16 protein-coding genes are annotated in these 17,070 nt (G+C 63.6%); 4 read left to right on the forward strand and 12 right to left on the reverse strand.

Going from position 1 to position 17,070, the window contains the following annotated elements; translation table 11 throughout:
• Positions 1-69: 69 nt before the first annotated feature.
• From HNP71_RS08045 to HNP71_RS08070, 6 genes are read right to left on the reverse strand one after another with little or no spacing between them, the layout of a single operon-like run.
• A complete protein-coding gene (locus HNP71_RS08045; RefSeq protein ID WP_183266376.1) occupies positions 70-1,062 on the reverse strand; it encodes a 2Fe-2S iron-sulfur cluster-binding protein in 993 nt (330 codons plus the stop codon).
• Positions 1,063-1,064: 2 nt separating this feature from the next.
• Positions 1,065-2,051, reverse strand: a complete 987-nt coding sequence (locus HNP71_RS08050; protein ID WP_183266377.1) for an aromatic/alkene monooxygenase hydroxylase subunit beta — start codon at positions 2,049-2,051, stop codon at positions 1,065-1,067.
• Positions 2,052-2,062: 11 nt separating this feature from the next.
• The gene (locus tag HNP71_RS08055; RefSeq protein WP_183266378.1) at positions 2,063-2,377 is read right to left on the reverse strand and encodes an MmoB/DmpM family protein; all 315 of its coding nucleotides are present in this window, start codon (positions 2,375-2,377) and stop codon (positions 2,063-2,065) included.
• A 26-nt stretch (positions 2,378-2,403) separates the two neighbouring features.
• The gene (locus HNP71_RS08060; protein ID WP_183266379.1) at positions 2,404-2,739 is read right to left on the reverse strand and encodes a Rieske 2Fe-2S domain-containing protein; all 336 of its coding nucleotides are present in this window, start codon (positions 2,737-2,739) and stop codon (positions 2,404-2,406) included.
• Positions 2,740-2,744: 5 nt separating this feature from the next.
• Positions 2,745-3,005, reverse strand: coding sequence for a toluene-4-monooxygenase system B family protein (locus HNP71_RS08065; protein WP_183266380.1), 261 nt, complete (start codon positions 3,003-3,005; stop codon positions 2,745-2,747).
• Position 3,006: 1 nt separating this feature from the next.
• On the reverse strand, positions 3,007-4,512 hold the full coding sequence (locus HNP71_RS08070; RefSeq protein WP_183266381.1) for a ferritin family protein: 1,506 nt from the start codon (positions 4,510-4,512) through the stop codon (positions 3,007-3,009).
• 468 nt (positions 4,513-4,980) lie between these two features.
• On the opposite strand from HNP71_RS08070, the gene HNP71_RS08075 reads away from it, so the two are divergent.
• The 4 genes from HNP71_RS08075 (at position 4,981) to HNP71_RS08090 (ending at position 9,405) form a co-directional block, all read left to right on the forward strand.
• Complete coding sequence (locus tag HNP71_RS08075) at positions 4,981-5,298, forward strand: 2Fe-2S iron-sulfur cluster-binding protein (protein ID WP_183266382.1); 318 nt, start codon at positions 4,981-4,983, stop codon at positions 5,296-5,298.
• Positions 5,299-5,390: 92 nt separating this feature from the next.
• Positions 5,391-7,043: an acyl-CoA dehydrogenase family protein gene (locus HNP71_RS08080; RefSeq protein ID WP_183266383.1), complete on the forward strand. Its 1,653-nt coding sequence runs from the start codon at positions 5,391-5,393 to the stop codon at positions 7,041-7,043.
• Positions 7,044-7,466: 423 nt separating this feature from the next.
• The gene (locus HNP71_RS08085; protein ID WP_183266384.1) at positions 7,467-7,931 is read left to right on the forward strand and encodes a hypothetical protein; all 465 of its coding nucleotides are present in this window, start codon (positions 7,467-7,469) and stop codon (positions 7,929-7,931) included.
• A gap of 172 nt (positions 7,932-8,103) precedes the next feature.
• Positions 8,104-9,405, forward strand: a complete 1,302-nt coding sequence (locus HNP71_RS08090) for a polyhydroxyalkanoate depolymerase (RefSeq protein ID WP_183266385.1) — start codon at positions 8,104-8,106, stop codon at positions 9,403-9,405.
• On the opposite strand, the gene cydC is transcribed toward HNP71_RS08090, so the two are convergent.
• The 6 genes from cydC to HNP71_RS08120 form a co-directional block, all read right to left on the reverse strand.
• The gene (gene cydC, locus HNP71_RS08095) at positions 9,402-11,069 is read right to left on the reverse strand and encodes a thiol reductant ABC exporter subunit CydC (RefSeq protein ID WP_183266386.1); all 1,668 of its coding nucleotides are present in this window, start codon (positions 11,067-11,069) and stop codon (positions 9,402-9,404) included. The two genes, HNP71_RS08090 and cydC, sit on opposite strands and share 4 nt — an antisense overlap.
• Positions 11,066-12,832: a thiol reductant ABC exporter subunit CydD gene (gene cydD / locus HNP71_RS08100; RefSeq protein ID WP_183266387.1), complete on the reverse strand. Its 1,767-nt coding sequence runs from the start codon at positions 12,830-12,832 to the stop codon at positions 11,066-11,068. Before cydD ends, cydC begins: the two co-directional genes overlap by 4 nt.
• A gap of 12 nt (positions 12,833-12,844) precedes the next feature.
• Positions 12,845-13,888, reverse strand: coding sequence for a cytochrome d ubiquinol oxidase subunit II (gene cydB, locus HNP71_RS08105; RefSeq protein ID WP_183266388.1), 1,044 nt, complete (start codon positions 13,886-13,888; stop codon positions 12,845-12,847).
• A gap of 28 nt (positions 13,889-13,916) precedes the next feature.
• The gene (locus HNP71_RS08110; protein WP_183266389.1) at positions 13,917-15,359 is read right to left on the reverse strand and encodes a cytochrome ubiquinol oxidase subunit I; all 1,443 of its coding nucleotides are present in this window, start codon (positions 15,357-15,359) and stop codon (positions 13,917-13,919) included.
• Between the two features lie 91 nt (positions 15,360-15,450).
• Complete coding sequence (locus tag HNP71_RS08115) at positions 15,451-16,056, reverse strand: GbsR/MarR family transcriptional regulator (RefSeq protein WP_183266390.1); 606 nt, start codon at positions 16,054-16,056, stop codon at positions 15,451-15,453.
• A gap of 234 nt (positions 16,057-16,290) precedes the next feature.
• The gene (locus HNP71_RS08120) at positions 16,291-17,070 is read right to left on the reverse strand and encodes a sulfite exporter TauE/SafE family protein (RefSeq protein WP_183266391.1); all 780 of its coding nucleotides are present in this window, start codon (positions 17,068-17,070) and stop codon (positions 16,291-16,293) included.

Here is a 17,070-nt window from a genome sequence, read left to right on the forward strand (position 1 = left end):
CCTTCTTTTCAGCATCATTTCCCCCGCGTGCCTCAAGGCACGCTTGTTTTGCCGAGCAGCAAAACCGGTTCACAGAAATCTGTCAAAATGAATCTGTGAGTAGGAGACGCGGTGCTGCACCATCAGCAGGGTTTGCAGGGCCTCGATCATCGGCGGTGGACCGGCGAAATAGAACTCGTACTGCTCCAGCGGCGCTGGCAGGGTACGTGCCACTGCCTCATGCACGAAGCCCTTGGTGCCGGTCCAGCTGTCATCCGGGGCGGAAAGCACGGGCAGATAGGCCAACCTGGGGCCGGCCAGCCCGGCGAGCTGATCGCCCCCGCAGAGATCACGGACGGTGCGCGCCCCGTCGAAGAAATGCACATGCCGGGGAGAGGGCGCGCTGAGTGCCGCCCGGGCGATGCCGAGCATCGGCGCCAGCCCAGAGCCACCGGCAACGCAGACGATCTCGCGCGGGGCCTCCTCGCGCAGATAGGCGTGGCCGTAGGGACCATCGAAGGGCAACGTATCGCCTGGGGCCAGGGCCTCGAACAGCGCGCCACTGCCTCGCCCGTTAGGGACGCGGCGGATGATGAACTGCCAGATCCCGTCCTCATTCGGCAGGTTGGACATGGAATAGGCGCGCGCCCCCGTGGCGCCGGGCGGGTAGAGCAGAGCGTACTGGCCCGGCAGGAAGGCGGCGCCCCCCGGCACGCGCAGCGTGAATTCGGCCATGTCCGGCGTGAGCATCCGCCGCGCCTCCAACAGCGCCGTGCGCTGGCGTGGCGGGATCACGGGGCGGTATTCATCGGCACAGCGCAGCTTTACCGTGCAATCCGAGAGCGGACGGGACTGGCAGGCAAGGAATTTGCCACGCTTACGGTCTCGCTCGGAGAGCCCGGGGGCTTCTGGCCAGAACCGCTCCATCTCGCCGTCCAGGAGGTCGAACCGGCAGGCGCCGCAACCGCCGACGCTGCATTCATGCGGCAGGCCCACCCCGGCGCGCAGGGCCGCGCGCAGGAGCGTGTCTTCTTCCGAGGGGAAGGCGAATACCTCCCCCCCTTCGATCTGAACGCGGTGCATCGTCAGAGACCGATTGATGCGCGGAAATCGCGCACCGCACCGCGCGCCTGGGCGGCGGCACCGGGTGCATCCGGCAGAGCGGCGCAATAAGCGTCGATGGCCGCATCGCCCAGTGGTTCCCACTTGGCAACCGAGCGGGAGAGCACATCCCGGTTGCCGTCCTGGGTGAGCGCCATCTTCACCAGCGCCCCGGCCCAGCGGCGGTGACGCAGCGCATCGACGAGTTGCGCGTCGGTCAGCATGCCGAGCAACGTGTCGCCGTTATGCCGCCCGGCGTTGCCCAGGGCGCGCAGCACGGTCTCCTCCATCGCCGGGCGCAACACCAGGCTCAGGCTCACGAAGGCTTCGCCCCAATCGTAAGCCACCAACGCCTTCTCCGCGAGTTCACGGAAGCCCTGCCAAGCTTTGTCCTGCTCCCAGTAGCCGCGCTCATCCGTGCCGAGGCCGATATCGCTAAAGGTTTTGGAGAGTTCCTTCGTGCGGTAGGCGGTATGGGTGAGCCAGCGCAGGGAGTCGGCCGCCTGGTAGGCCGCGCAGTTGGAGATGGTGGAGGCAGGGGCGATCTGCGTCAGATACGCCGAGCCCATCTGCAAGGCGTGGAACAGATAGCGCCCCGGCGCGTAGAGCCGCGCCAGGCTGCCGGCCCAGGTCTTCTCCAGCATCGTGTCGTGCCCACGGGCGGAGAACTGGTCAAACAGCCCATACACGTAGGTTTCCTGACCGTCCTGCAGCATGTTGTAGGTGCGGTAGACGATCTCGTCCGGGTCGCGGAATTCGTCCCAGTCCGTGTGCTTAAGCGGGCAGGCGTTGCGGTTCGTCTTGAACCACAGCGCCAGATCCATGTTCGGGTCGAGCTCGAACGGCGCGTCGGGGTTGTCGGTGGTGTAGTGCAGGTTTGTGGAAACGATCTCGTATTCGCTGGGCTTGCGCCGGCGTGCGGCAAGGTGGCTCCAGGTCTTCAGCGGCTTGAGCATTTGCGTTTCAGACATATCCGGCCCCCTCACAGCGTTTTTTCATAATAGAAGCGCACATGGTCGTCCGTGGTCTCGATGCGCCCCGAAAAAGAAGCGAGATTCACTTCCAGCTCGGCGAGGCGGAATGGCCGACCCAGCGCTTGCTCCAGCGTCGCGCGGCGTAGGATCAGTTCACCATCGGTGTCGATGCGCACATAGGCGAGCTTGTCATCCACGCGGATCTCCTTGCCCGGATTATCCTCGCGTGCGGCCTCGATCACACCTTCCGTCATGTCGCTAGCGCGCAGCACCGGGCCCACCCGGTTGTTGCGGTAGCCTTCGGCAACTGTTTTGGTTGTCACGGTTTCCTCCTGGTTTTTTCTTGTTTTCAGCTATGGGCGAAAAGCGGTGACACGCCTTCCACATCGACATAGAGATCATCGCCCTCGGTTTTCACCGGATATTGGGCGAGGCGACAATCGCCGGGGTTGAGACCTTCGCCGGTATTCGCGTCGAAGGTCCACAGATGCGCGCGGCATGTCACCACGCGTCCGTCGAACTTGCCCTCGGAAAGCGGAATGTCCTGGTGCGGGCAGATGCCCTGATAGGCGCGCACCTCCCCGCCCTGGGGCCAGACCAACAGGACCACATGGCCGTTGATCTCGACCTCAAGCATGTCGCCTTCCCAAAGATCATCCAGCGCACAGGCTTTTTCGAAACTCATGGGCCTTACTCCGCCGCGAAGATGAATTCGAGGGTCTCCATCGGCTGGACGGGCGTTTCGCACAGCTTAGCCGTGCGCGGGAAGAATTCCGTATCGCCCTGGCGCCGTACGCGGATCACCTTATCCGGCTGCGGGGCGACGCGCCGCCCCACCGAATGATGCGCCGCCGCCGCCGCCACCTCGTCCATGGTGTTTTCGGTATCGACGGGCACGAGTTGCAGCACAAAATCGTACTGGAAGTTGGAGATGACTGGAAACAAAGCCATTTCAAGCGGCCTTCTTGCTGTAGGGAGCGTTGCGGTAAGCCTCGACCCAGGCGTATTTGTGCGCATCGTCGCCGATCTCGCCAGGGGAGAGGTTCATGTATTGCAGCGCGCCCATCAGGTTGGGCGGCTGGATATGCCCGGTCAGGAAACGGTCCACGGCTGTGAGGTGGTCGCGGTAACGCACCGGGTCCTGCTGGAAAACCCAGCGGTCGATCTCCGAGTTGAAGTGATAGGTGCGGCCCTTGTAGTCGAGCGGATAGTCCTTCACGTTCCAGCCCTTGCCCGGCACGGCGCAGATGGGAATCTGGCTCATGTTGCAGATGATGGGCAGCGTCTCCGGCACGGTCAGCTCGGGTCTTCCGGCCAGCAGGTTGTCGATGATCACGTCCCAGCATTTGCCGAAGGTGTCGTTCCAGCCGGGATATTTCTCTTCCAGCCAATCGCGGCACTCAGGCGTCATGCCCGCCGCCGGATTCCACCACACGGTGGGGCGCCAAAACCACACGCCCAGATGATAGGCGTGATGCTGGTAGTCGAACTCATTGATCATCTGGTCCCAGTACCAGGGCAAATCGAGGCCCAGATCGATCAGGCTGCGCTCGAACTGGCCGACGATCCATTCCTGCATGAACTCCTTGAAGGATTGCTTACGGTGCTCAAGCGGCGTGTAATAATCCATGGATAGGCCGGTAAGCAGCGCGAAGAGCCGCCAAGCGCGGGCGATGGCCACATCCACCAGCTTCTGCGCCTCGGCCTTGCGGCCATTGGCGATGAGAATTTGCAGCGCCGGGCCGCCGATCTGCGCATGGCGGGATTCGTCGGTCTGGATGGAGGAGATGAGGCTGGCGAAGGTGTAGTCGCCGGTCTCGGCGGCATCCGCGGCCAAGCCGAGAAACTGCATGTTGGTGAAGCCGGTCTCGAAGGCGAAAGTCAGCATCACCGCGATATCCGTGGCGCTGCGGGCCATGAACAGATCGTCGAAGGTATGACGCGCGGCAATCGCGCCCCATTCATTGGTGTGATAGGCTTTATGTGCCCAGTCGAATTGCCGATCCTTGGGGCAATGCTCGTGCGGGAAGTAGAGCTGGATCTGGCCGTGGCGGTTTTCGTCCAGCATGCCGAACGTGGCCATGTTGCGCATCCCCGGTGCGCGGCCAAAGCGGGCCATGCGGGCTTCGGCGCTCATGGCGGCGTACTCGCCAAGGGCGATAGCGCCGTAATGGGCCTTGAGAATCGAAAGCCAACCTGAATCGGCGGTCTCGTACATACGGTTGCGCTCAAGCGCCGCCTTCACGGAATAGGCGCCCGCATCCTTTTCGCGCTGGATGCGCACGTATTCTGGATAGGACGTCTTGTACGGCTCGTCATAGCTTTCCCACTTTTCGGCGGGCACGCCCTGGGCGCCGGTCATTACGTCAGGGAAGAGTTCAGCGTCGCTCACGTAGCTGGACGTCCAGTTCGTGGCGCGGGCAATGTCGTACCATTCCGCACGATCAAGCAAGGCCATAGAATCCTCCTATTGTTTTCATAACGATTATTTCCCCTCGGACATTTGTCTTGGTTGTTGTGCAGGGGAGAAACAGCAAGCGCCGTGCCATAAGGCGGCAAAGCGCCCGCTGCTGCGGCGCAACACGTTGCCAAGCCGGCGGTCTGGCTGGCTTTTTGGAAAAAACAGGAAAAATGCCGCTGCGCCGCACAATGATACGTCAGCGGTGGGAAGTGATCATTTGATCAACACCGCCATCTCGGCAATGTCGATGATTATCTCTATTTCGTAAAATATCGAAAAACGAATTCGCATGAGGCCATAGGTTTGTCGGACGGCTTGAAGCCGAGATTGACCAAGCATCTGCCCGAGACCGCCGGGTTCAAAAGGAGGGAGTGGTCGTTCCCATCGTTGGACGCACGAAGCTCCGGGGGAGCTCAACGCGCATTGCAATGGCTGCACAAATGTCCGCAGTGCTACACTTCGTTCATGCCACATATTCTCGTTACCACCCGTGATGGCCTGACGCATCAGGTTGAATACCTCCCCGGCCGTATTCTGACGGACGCGCTACACGATGCCGGTCTCACCGAACTGCGCGCGCTTTGCGGCGGCTGCCTGACCTGCGCCACCTGCCACGTCTATGTCGATCCGTTGAGCTCCGCCTCACGCCCACCCTTCGGCGAGTTGGAGGGCGTTGTCATCGGCGGCCTGGCTGCCCCGCGCGAGAACTCCCGGCTGGCCTGCCAACTGGTGCTCACCGCAGCGCTGGACGGTCTTGCACTTACGATCCCGCCCGAAGGCTAGGAGCCGCCACCATCATGGCGGTGTCCGCAGCATTCCATTCGCACGCAGGGGGTCATGCGGTGTATGGTCGGCGCGAGACTAGGAGGAACAGCATGTCAGGCTATGCCACGCATGAGGTCCGCAACCAGCCGCCGCCGCTTGAAGACTTCAATGCCTGGGCTGCTGATTTACCGCTGCGGGAGGCAGTAACGGCATTTGGCGCCGGGTGGGCGGAGGCGCGTCTTGCGACATGCGGCGCACGCGTCGGCTCGGCGCATGTGCAAGCGCTGGCGCGGCTGGCCAACCGCTTCACCCCCGAGCTGCGCACACATGACCGCTACGGACACCGTATCGACGAGGTCGAATTCCACCCCGCCTGGCATGAGCTTCTCGGCATGTTGCGGGCCGACGAGGTTCACTCTTTGGGCTGGACTGAACCTCGCCCCGGCGCACAGGTGGCGCGCGCCGCCCTCTCGTATCTTTGGGCTCAAGGCGAGGCAGGTATTGGCTGCCCGGCGGCGATGACCTTCGCCTCGATGGCGGCACTGCGCCATGCGCCAGATCTGCTGGACCGCTTCCAGGTCAAGATCCTGTCGCCGCTCTACGACCCGCGCGCCCTCCCACCAGCGCAGAAGCCCGCGCTCACGGTGGCCATGGCGATGACGGAAAAGCAAGGCGGCTCCGACCTTCGGCAGATACAGACCCAGGCAGCCCCCGCAGGCGGCGGCTGGTATGCGCTTACCGGCCATAAATGGTTCTTCTCGGTGCCGACGGCCGACCTATTCCTCACGCTGGCACGCACCAAGGCGGGGCCAACCTGTTTTCTGGCGCAAGGGTGGCGCGACGGTGGCGGCCGCAATTTCCTGCTCCTGCAGCGCCTCAAGGAGAAATGCGGCAATCGCTCCAACGCCTCGTCGGAGGTTGAGTTCCGCGGGCTTCAGGCCCAGCCAATCGGCGAGGAAGGGCGTGGCATCGCCACGATCCTGGAAATGGCCCACCTCACCCGCCTGGAATGCGCTCTGGGCAGCGCCGGGCTGATGCGTCAGGCACTGCGACTGGCACTGCACCATGCCAACCACCGCACGGCGTTCGGCCGCCCCCTGGTGGAACAGCCCGCAATGACAAACGTGCTGGCGGATCTGGCGCTGGAGGCGGAGGCTGCCATGTGGCTGGCGCTGCGAGCGGCGGCCGCGCTCGATGCCAGCAGCCGCGACGAGGGCGAGCGGATCTTAAGCCGCCTTCTGGCGCCGCTCGCCAAATACTGGGTGTGCAAACGCGCGCCGGTGGCTGTGGCCGAGGCCTTGGAGTGCCATGGTGGCAACGGCTTCATCGAGGAGCATGATATCGCCCGCCTGTACCGTGACGCGCCGCTCAACGGACTGTGGGAAGGCTCGGGCAATATCATTTGCCTGGACGTCATGCGCGCCCTTGCCCGCGTACCGGACAGTGCGGACTTGCTGCGTGCGGAAATCACCCGCGCCAGAGGGGCTCACCCCGCGCTGGACGCTTGGCTGGCTACCCCGCTGCCAGCGCCCGAGGAAAAAAACGCGCGCCTGCTTACCGAGCAGCTTGCTCTGGCACTGGCCGCCAGCCTGTTGCTGCGGCACGCCCCCTCTTACATCGCCGCCGCCTATTGCGCGACGCGCCTGGGGCATGCCGGGGGATATGCTCCCGGCACACTGCCAGCGGGCATCGACTGCGCCCCGATCGTCTCCCGCGCGGCACCAGCCGGCATGGGCGACGCCCATTTGGAAAAACGCGGCTGATCACGGCGCAATCAAGCGCCATGATGATGCCACCAACTGATATTACCGCGAGTTTACTGGCGGGTATTGCCAGGAAGCCAGTATAAAAACGCACTCGGTGAGTTGGGCCAGAACCAATCATTCCTCTAACGCGTCGTGCAGATGAATACGCCATCTTGTGCATGCAAGCGAGCAGTGATCATTTCCTCACCCCGAAGCTGTTTGTTTTCAGCTAAAAAATCAGGAGGGAGTCATGGAATTTGCTGCATGGCAAAAATTCATGCTGACACTGGGAAAGAGGCGATGGAAGCCGCCACGCATCTTTATGGCCACAATGACAGCCCAGAATTGTGGCAGAAACTGAAGTAGACAAAAAGAGCCGGCGTTCTGTACGCTTAAGTTTTTTACCAAGACCAAGTCTGGCAGCCAAGCGAGGAAGCTAAAATGACTGACGTCACAATACAGAGAAGAACATCCGACTTTATAAACCAGCAAAGAGCAGGTGTTGAGATGCTCGCACACCCTCTATTCGACGGCATCGAGCAAGCATTGAAATATCAGCATAACGGGTTGAAACAGTTAGAAGGGGTCGTCTCTGAGCATCTTGGACGGCGCCTCGAGGCATGTACGGCAATGCAGCATCTTATCACGCGGATGCGAGATGAACGCGACCCGGCAAAAATTCTCGAGGCGCAGCGGGAATGGTTTTCCGGTGCGGTCGAGAGAATGACGGCTGATGCACTCGCATGGCAATCTGCGGGGGCGGCACTGCTCAAAAGCGCCAAATCTATGCCCGAATCAGGTTCGGCACAATATGCGCCCCCCAGAGAGAAGACACAGGCACCTCGCGTTGACCCGGAGGCCGCCTCCCCCGCGCCCCTGCGGCGCAGCGATATCAAGGCGGGTTGAACAAAAGTCTCTCACAACGGTTGTTGCAATGTGGTGGACTTTCTTGTCCGATCCCATCGCAAAACAACCATGATGATAACGTTATCATCATGGCAGGAGGTGGCATGAACAAGTGGCACTGAAAGCAACAGAGCGGCGTTCCAACGTCCTTCATCAGCCCTTGGACAGAGGCATGGTCATCGGTGAATTTTGCAGCGGCGCGGGTGGACATGTCACCCTCGGTCTATCGCGTGCAGCACCTGCCTACTGGCTCTACGAGATGGCTCACGCGGCAATTCGCCCGGCCCGCGCCTTTGTCGACGTCAGCAGGCTGCTCTTCGAAAATTCGGCCAATCCACTCGCCGAGAGCCCTTTCGGCAAATCGCTTCTTGCCGCAGGCGAATTGTTCGAGCGGACGACACGCCGCTTTGCTAAGCCGGAATGGAATATAAACTCCACCATCGTCGATGGAGACGTTGTCCCGGTGCAAATCTCCTGCCTGTGGGAGCGGCCGTTCTGCCGCCTTTTACATTTCCGAAGGGCGGTCGAATATTCGCGGCTTACCGTAGACCCATGCTTACTGATCGTCGCTCCAATGTCCGGCCATTATCCAACGCTGCTGCGAGGAACGGTTCAGGCATTCCTGCCCAGCCATGACGTCTACATTACCGAATGGGTCGATGCGCGGGCGGTTCCTCTTATCGAAGGCTGCTTCGATCTTGATGACTATATCGACTACGTCATCGATATGTTGCATCTGTTCAACGGCGATGTCCATGTCCTGGCCGTTTGCCAGGCTGCGGTTCCGGTCCTGGCAGCCGTTGCGCTGATGGATGCCGACGATCATCCTGACATTCCCCGCTCGATGACCCTGATGGGCGGCCCGATTGATACACGGATTAATCCCAGTGTCATCAATAAACTCGCCGAGAGACGCGGTATCGACTGGTTCCGCCAGAATGTTATCACACGAGTGCCATTCCCGAATCCTGGCGCCTTGCGGGAGGTTTATCCTGGTTTCCTGCAGCTCTATGGTTTCATGGTGATGAACCTGAGCCGTCACATGGAGGAGCACTTCAAACTTTTTCAGCATCTTATCCATGGCGACGGCGATTCCGCCCAGCGGCATCGCGACTTTTACGATGAATATCTCGCGGTGGCCGATCTCTGCGCCGAGTTCTACCTCCAGACATGCGATACGGTTTTTATTCGCCACGCTCTGCCAAAAGGCGAGATGACACACCGCTCCCGTCCAGTCGATCCTGCGCAAATCCGGCATGTGGCGCTTATGACGATCGAAGGAGAACACGATGACATTTGCGGTGTTGGCCAGACTTCGGCCGCGCTGCGGCTATGCGCGAATCTCCCGGCGAGCCACAAAAAACATTGGTTGCAGCTTGGCGTTGGTCATTACGGCGTGTTCAACGGCGCACGCTTCCGCGCCGAGATTGTACCACGTGTTAGAGACTTTATCCTCGAAAACGACCATGGCTAGGGCGGTGACGTTCCATAGCACACGCCCAAGTTCAACACCTTATCGGCCAAACGCAGCGCCTGTGGGCGGTGCGTGACAAGCAAGGTCGTGCGGTGGCGCATCAAGCGGGTCAGAGCCTCAAGCACCGCCTGTTCGCTGTGGGCGTCCAGCCCTTCGGTGGGCTCGTCGAGCAACAGAATTGGGGCGTCCTTGAGGACGGCGCGGGCAATGGCGATGCGCCGCGCCTGCCCGCCGGAGAGATTGCGCCCGCCCTCGCCGACGATGGTCTCCAGCCCCTCGGGCATGGCCCGCACCTCGTTCAGCAGAGCCGCTTGGCGCAGTGCCTCATGCAGTTCGGCATCCGTCGCATTGGGGCGGGCGACGAGCAGGTTCTCACGGATGCTGGTGTTGAACAGATGCGTCCGCTGCGCGACCACCGCGCAGAGGCCACGCACGGTCTCACCTTCCAGGGCTCCGAGCGGCACGCCGCCGATCTCCACCGCGCCGCTCTGGAACTCAAGAAAGCGCAGAAGGACATTGAGCAGACTGGTCTTGCCCGCCCCCGAGGGACCAACAATGCCGAGGCATCCACCTTGCGGTACATGGAAGCTCAGATGCTCCAATACGTTGGGCTGGCCCTCGCCATAGCGCAACGTGAGGCCGTCCACACGCACATCGAAGCGCCGCGGCGCCGCTTCTGGCCGTGCGGGGTCGCGGGTGGCGGGGACAGCATCAGCGATTTCGAAGATGCGCCGAGCCGCCGCCATGATCTCCCCCAGCGCCTTGAAGGCTGCGGGCAGAGGGGCGGTAATCTCGAAACTGGCGAGAACCAGCAGGCCCAGCATGGCGATATCCGGGCCACTCAACCGCTCCCCATCCGCCAGAGGCAAGGTGAGCAGCAGGACCAGCCACAGGCTGAGTTGGGCTACCAGCCCGCCCAGGACGCTGCCCGCAGCGCCAATCCCGGCCAGACGGCGCTGGGCGCCAAGCTGCGCCACCCCCGTCTCTTCGCAGCGCGCCATCTGCGACGCCAACGCTTGGTCCACGGTCAGTTCGGCGAAGCCGCGCGTGAGATCGGCGATGTCGGCGGTAAGACGCCCGCGCAAGGCAACCGCCTCGCCCCCCGGGCGATGACCCAGGCGCTGGGCAAGCAGCGGCACGGCCACTCCCGCAAGAGCCAGACCAACCATGTCCACTCCCGCCACGCGCGGGCTGATCCAGGCGAGGAACGCCCCCATGAGCGGCGTGGCGATGAGCGCCGCCGCACCGGGAACAAACACACGCAGATAGAAGGTTTCCAGGCTGTCGATATCGGCGCGGATGCGGCTCAGCAGATCGCCGCTGCGGTATTGTTGCAGCCGCGCAGGAGCCAGCGGCTCCAGCCTTGTGTAAAACCACACGCGCAGCCGGGTGAGCAGGCGGAAGGTGGCGTCATGGGTGACCAGCCGCTCCAGATACCGCCCCACGGTGCGCAGGATGGCCAGGCCCCGAATGGCGGCGGCGGGGGTGAAATATTCGATCATCGGCCCGCCATGCCCGGCCAGCGCCATGGCGGCGATAAACCAGCCCGAAAGCCCCAGCAGCGCGGTATTGGCTAAGCTCACCACGGCGCTCAACCCAACCCCGGCCAGCCCCCAGCGCCATTCCCCGCGCAGCAATTTCAGCAGCCGCCACATGTCGCTCATGCAGCCCCCCCATAGGCGGCGAGCGCCGCCGCATAAGCCCCAGGCCGAGCGCGCAGTTCGGCGGGCGTGCCGGTTTCCACGACCCGCCCATCCGCCAGCACCACGATGCGGTCGGCATCGGCCACGCTCTCCAGCCGGTGGGCGATGACCAGCACCGCGCGGTCACGCGTCTGGGTCGCCACAGCATGATTGACGGCGGCGGCGGCAGCAGCATCCAGGCTGGCATCGGCTTCGTCCAGAATCAACAGATCCGCGTCCTTCAGTAGGGCGCGTGCCAAAGCCAGGCGGCGGATCTCCCCGCCCGAAAGCCCCTGGCCATGCTCGCCGACGAGACTGTCATAGCCCCGTGGCAGGCGTTCGATGAAGCCCGCAGCCCCTGCGGCCTCGGCGGCGGCGCGCAATTCCGTTTCGGTAGCGTCAGGTTTGGCGAGGCGGAGATTTTCCGCGATGCTGCCGTGGAAAATGGTCGGCGCCTGGGGCAGCCACGCCACGCGGGCGAACCAGCCTTGCGGGTCGATGCCGCGCAGATCCACGCCATCCACAACGATGCGCCCGGCATCCGGCGTTGCCAGCCCCAGCAGCAGCCTCGCCAGCGTGCTTTTGCCGCCGCCGCTTGGGCCGATGAGCGCGACACGCTCACCTTGCTTCAGCGTCAGGTCAATGCCGCGCAGCACCGGCTGGCCCGACCTGTAGCTAAAATCCACGCCCTCCAGGCTAATCATGCGGATACGCGCGTCGGGCAACTTGCCTTGGGTAGAGAGGCGTTCAGGGGCGGGCGTTTCCAGCAACGCCACGATCTGCTCCGCGGCGGCGACGGCCTCCATCCGCGCATGGTGCTGCGTGCCCATCGCCCGCAGCGGCCGGTAGAATTCCGGGGCCAACAGCAGCACGTAGAACCCGGGCAGGAGGGACATCTCGCCGTAGTAAAGCCGGAAGCCGATATAGACGGCAATCATGGCGATGGAGAGCGTGGCGAAGAACTCCAACACCAGCGCCGAGAGGAACGCCACCCGCAGCACCGCCATCACGCTATGGCGGTATTCGTCGGACATGCGCTCGACGATCCGCGCCTCGATCCGGCTGGCGTTGAACAGTTTCAGCGTGGTCAGTCCCTCGATCACATCGAAGAAATGCGCGCTCATGCGCGCGAGGCGCCGCCATTGACGCTGGTTGAGCTGCTCCGCCCCCTTGCCGACGATCACCATGAACAGCGGGATCAGCGGCGCGCTGGCCAGCATGATGAGGCCGGAAACCCAGTCGGCAGGGAAGGCGAAGGCCAGCAGCGCGGCGGGGATGAACATGGCCAGCGCCGCTTGCGGCAGATAAGCGCTGTAATATTGGTCGAGCTTGTCCAGCCCGTCGGTGAGCAAGGCGGCGAGCGCGCCGCTGGCCTGGCCCTGCACAGAGCTTGTCCCCAATGAAGCGAGCTTGGCATGCAACTCGCGCCGCAACGTCTGCTTGGCCCCCGCAGCCGCCGCGAAGGCGAGGCGCTCCGACGCCACCCCGGCCAGGGCGCGCGCGGCGAAAATGCCGAGCAGCGCCCATAGCCAGGGCCAAGTGGCGGCGAGGCCGAGATGGCGGGTCACCACGCCATCAACGATCCGCGCCAACGCCCAGGCTTGCGCCACCAGCAGCAGCCCGCCACAGCTCCCCGCCGTCACCGCGCCCAGCAATGCGGCGCGCACCGGCTTGGCCCGGCCGCGCAGCCAAGCGTTGAGCCGTTTGGCGGTGGCGCGGGACATTGGCGGGGCGTGGGTAGCCATGGCGGGCGGCCTTTAGTGGTAGGCGGCCAGGGCGGAGACCCGCGCCCGGAACACCCAGAGCTGATAGGCGTTGTACATCAGCATGATCGGGAAGAATCCGCCCATGGCCAGGGTGAAGGTGAAGAGCGATACGGCCGGGCTGGCGCCGGAATAGATCGTCCAGGTGCCGGGGATGAGCCAGGGATAGATTGTGGCCATCATCGCCCCGGCCATGATGGCCACGCCGAGATTGAGCCACAGGATCGCGGCCAGATCGCGGTCATGCGCCACGGCGCGGCGCATTTGCACCGCGGCGAACACCACCGCCAGCGGTACCAGCGCCCAGAGCGCCGCATCCGGCCCCAGCCATTTCCGTGCGGCCCAGGGGAAGAGCTCGGCACTGGCCGCCAGCGTGATCACCACCGCCGCCAAGGCGAGGTAGAAGATGCGGTTGGTCCACGCCGCAGCCTGCTGGCGGATCGGTTCGGCTTTCTCGAACCGGGCGCGGATGAACAACACCCCGGAGAGCGTGACCGCGACAACCGCCGCCACGCCGGTCCACAGGCTGAAGGGCGAGATGAAGCGCCAGGGACCGCCGACATAAGTGGGCACCGTGCCGGGCGTGTTGGTGAGCGGGAAGCCCTGCAGCACCGCGCCCACCGCCATGCCGCCGAAGAACGCGGTGACCAGGCTGGAGACGCCGAAGGCGATGTCGGAGAAACGCTGCCAGCGGGCCTCGGCCAGATGGCGGAATTCCAGCGCCACGGCGCGGGTGATCATGCCCCACAGCGCCAGCGCCAGCGGCACCATCAGGTAGGGAAAGGCCGAGCCGTAGACGAAGGGGAAGGTGCCGAACAGCACCCCGCCCGCCACGATCAGCCAGGTCTCGTTGGCGTCCCATGTGCCCGCCATGGCGGACATGATCGCGCCGCGCTCATGCTCGCTGCGCACGAACAGGGAGAAGATGCCGGCGCCGAGATCGGCGCCGTCGAGCAGCACGTAGAGCAGCACGCTGAAATCCAGCGCAATCCACCAAGCGAAGGTGACGAGGCTCTGAATCTGGGTCAAACCGTTCATGATGAAATTCCTTTCGGTATGACGGGGATCAGATGGGACGGATGTAGGAAGGCAGGGCGTCCGGATCGTGCTTGGGCACTTCCAGCTCACCCAGATGCTGGTGCCCATCCGCCGCCACGGGGCTGGTGAGGTCCGGCCCCATGCGCATCAGCTTGGCCAGGAAGTACCAGACGCTGGCCCAGACCACGATTTCGAACGCCATGTAGCCCGCCAGCCAGAGTGCGGCTTCCAGCACGCCCATATGGCTAACGCCGTCCTCGGTGCGCATCAGCCCGTACACCACCCAGGGCTGGCGGCAGATCTCGCGCACCCACCAGCCGCACCAGACGGAGATGTAAGGCAGGAACCCAGCCACGATGACCGCGCGCAGGAACCAACGGTGGCGGCTGACGCGCTCGGCGCTGAGGCGTCCGCGCAGGGCCAGCCACGCGCCCCAGAACCCCAGCAGCACCAGCGCCCCGCCAGCGGCGACCATGACGCGGAAGCTGTAGAAGGGGATTAGCACCGGCGGGCGGTCCTGCGCCGGGATGTCATCCAGCCCGGTGACCTTGCCGTTCCACGTATGGGTTTCGATCAGGCTCAGCGCGTGCGGGATGGAGATCGACCAGGCGAAATCATCGCCCGCCGCGTTGGGCCAGCCGATCACCTGCCAGGAGGTGTCCACAGAACCATCCGGGTTGTAGGTGTGGTAATGGCCTTCCATGGCGGCGAGGGCAGCCGCCTGATCGTCGGCTACCACGCGGCCCAGCCCGTCGCCCAGATAGACCTGCAACGGCGCCACCACGGCCAGCGCCAGGATCGAGGGTTTGAGCGCGCGCTGAAAAAGCGCAACATGTTGCCCCTTCAGGATGAACCAGGCCGAAACCGCGGCGGCGAAGCAGAGGGCAAGCTCGAACGCGGCCAGCAGCATGTGCGGAAAGCCGAGCAGCACATCCGGGTTGAGCAGCGCCGCCCCCCAATCCACAACCTGGAAGAAGCCGTCCTTGAGCACCACACCGGCAGGCGTCTGCATCCAGGAATTGGCGTCCAGGATCCACATCGCCGAGAGGCTGGAAGACAGTGCGACGTTGAAGGTGGCGAAGAGGTGCATCTTGCGGCTGATCTTGCCCCAGCCGAAGATCATCAGTCCGATGAACCCGGCCTCGTACATGAAGGCGGTGATCGTCTCATAGCCCAGCACTTGGCCGAAGAACGGCCCCGCCGCCTGCGAGAACGGGCCGTAGAGAATGCCAAACGCCATCTCCATGGTAATGCCCGTGGCGACGCCGGCGGCGAAGTTGACGATGAACAGCTTCTCGAAGAAGCGCACCAAGCGGTACCAATGCTCATCATTGCTGCGTACCCAGCGCCATTCGGCAAGGAACAAGAGCGCCGCAAGCCCGATGGTAAGCGGCGGGTAGAGGATATGCATGGAGGTGATCCAGGCAAAATCCAACCGTGACAGGAACACGGCGAGCGCATTGCTTTGCATTGTTAACACTCCGTTGTTTTAAATAACAGTCCAGCTCGTGGCCGCGCGGGCGGGCTATTACCTCATGAAAACCGGCGTTTAGCCCGTTGGGCTAGAATTCAGGCTCCATATCGTCACCAGGCGGCGCGGCCTCCGCGCGGCGGCGCGCGTTGCGGCCCAGCACGGGCAGGCGGTTCTTGAGTTCGAGCAGACTGACCACACGGCTGCCGAGCTTGAGCAGCTGCACCAGCTCCCTGGTGTCGAGCTTGCTCACCTCATCCGCCCAGCCGACCAGCAGCTCGATCAGATCGTGCATCTCGCGCAGCTTGTTCTGGGCAAGCTTATCGCTTTCGCTGGCGGGCTGCGCCACGATCAAATCGCGCAGCACCGAGAGCGTGGGGTCCACCTCGCGCCGGCGGCGCTGCTCGGCCAGGGTGCGTACAATTTCCCAGATATCGTCGGGCGTGGAGAAATGCTCCCGCCGGTCGCCCGGCAGGTGCTGCAGGCGGACCAGCCGCCAGGATTGCAGCTCCTTCAGCCCCATCGAGACGTTGGAGCGCGAGAAATCCAGTTTCTGCGCGATCTCGTCAGCCGGCAGAGGACGGTCCGAGATGTAGAGCAGCGCGTAGATCTGCCCCACGGTGCGGTTGATGCCCCAACGGCTGCCCATCTCGCCGAAATGAAGCACGAAGGCTTCAGTAAGCGGTGACAACTCCATTTTCTGTTCTTTCAGTCTTTTCTGAAAGAACAGGTATTTCCAAAACAGCCTCGCGACAAGCGATGAGACTGCATGGCAGTTTCATCCTTGCATGTTCTTACCGCATGGCTGGAGGAAGGGACCATGCTTCGGCATTCACGGGTAGCCTTGCATCCGTTTTGGCGCCCACGCCTGCTGTTTGCACAGAAGCGCCCCTCAAAAAATTATAACACCGCCGAGGGATAAAGGTTGGGTTCAGCCAGCCAGGCTGCGCGCGAGCATATAGAGCGCAACAAGACAGATCAGCCCGGCGAACAGGGTCGTCAGCCGTCCGCGCTGGGCGGCCAGGCGCCGCGCGGCGCCTGAGCCTGCCATCCCGCCGACGAGACCGCCGCTGATGAACAACGCCGCCAACCGCCAATCCACCAGCCCGGAGCTGGCGTAATTGGCCGCCGTGGTTAGGCCGAAAGCCGTGACGGCGACAAGCGAGGTGGCCACCGCGTTGAGGATTGGCATGGCGGCGGAGCCGATCAGCGCCGGCACGATGAGAAACCCGCCGCCAATACCAAAGAACCCCGAGAAAGCCCCCGTACCGAAACCAAAGGCGGCGACGCGGGGGGCATTCCGGCTGTTGCAGTCCGGGCATGGCTGGTCTGGCGCGTTGCGGTGGCGCAGCATCAGCCCGGCGACCACCAGCATCAGAAGCGCGAATAGGAACAGCAGGCGCTGGCCGTCGCACGCCTTGCCCAGCGAGAACCCCAGTGCCGCCCCCAGTACGCCCGCCGCAGCGAACGCGCCGCCACAGCGCCAGCGTACATTGCCCGCACGGGCGTGATGGAACAGCCCGGTGGCGGCATTGGCTGCCACCGCCAAAGCGGAGGTGCCGATAGCCATATGCGGGTCGCGCACCCCCACCACGTAGAGCATCAGCGGCACGGCCAGGATGGAGCCGCCACCGCCCACCAGCCCTAGTGTAAAGCCGACCACCCCACCCGAGAGCAGGGCCAGCGCGCTGTGCAAGGTGTCGAGGACCAT

Source organism: Acidocella aromatica, assembly GCF_014201825.1.
In the GTDB taxonomy this organism is placed as follows: domain Bacteria; phylum Pseudomonadota; class Alphaproteobacteria; order Acetobacterales; family Acetobacteraceae; genus Acidocella; species Acidocella aromatica.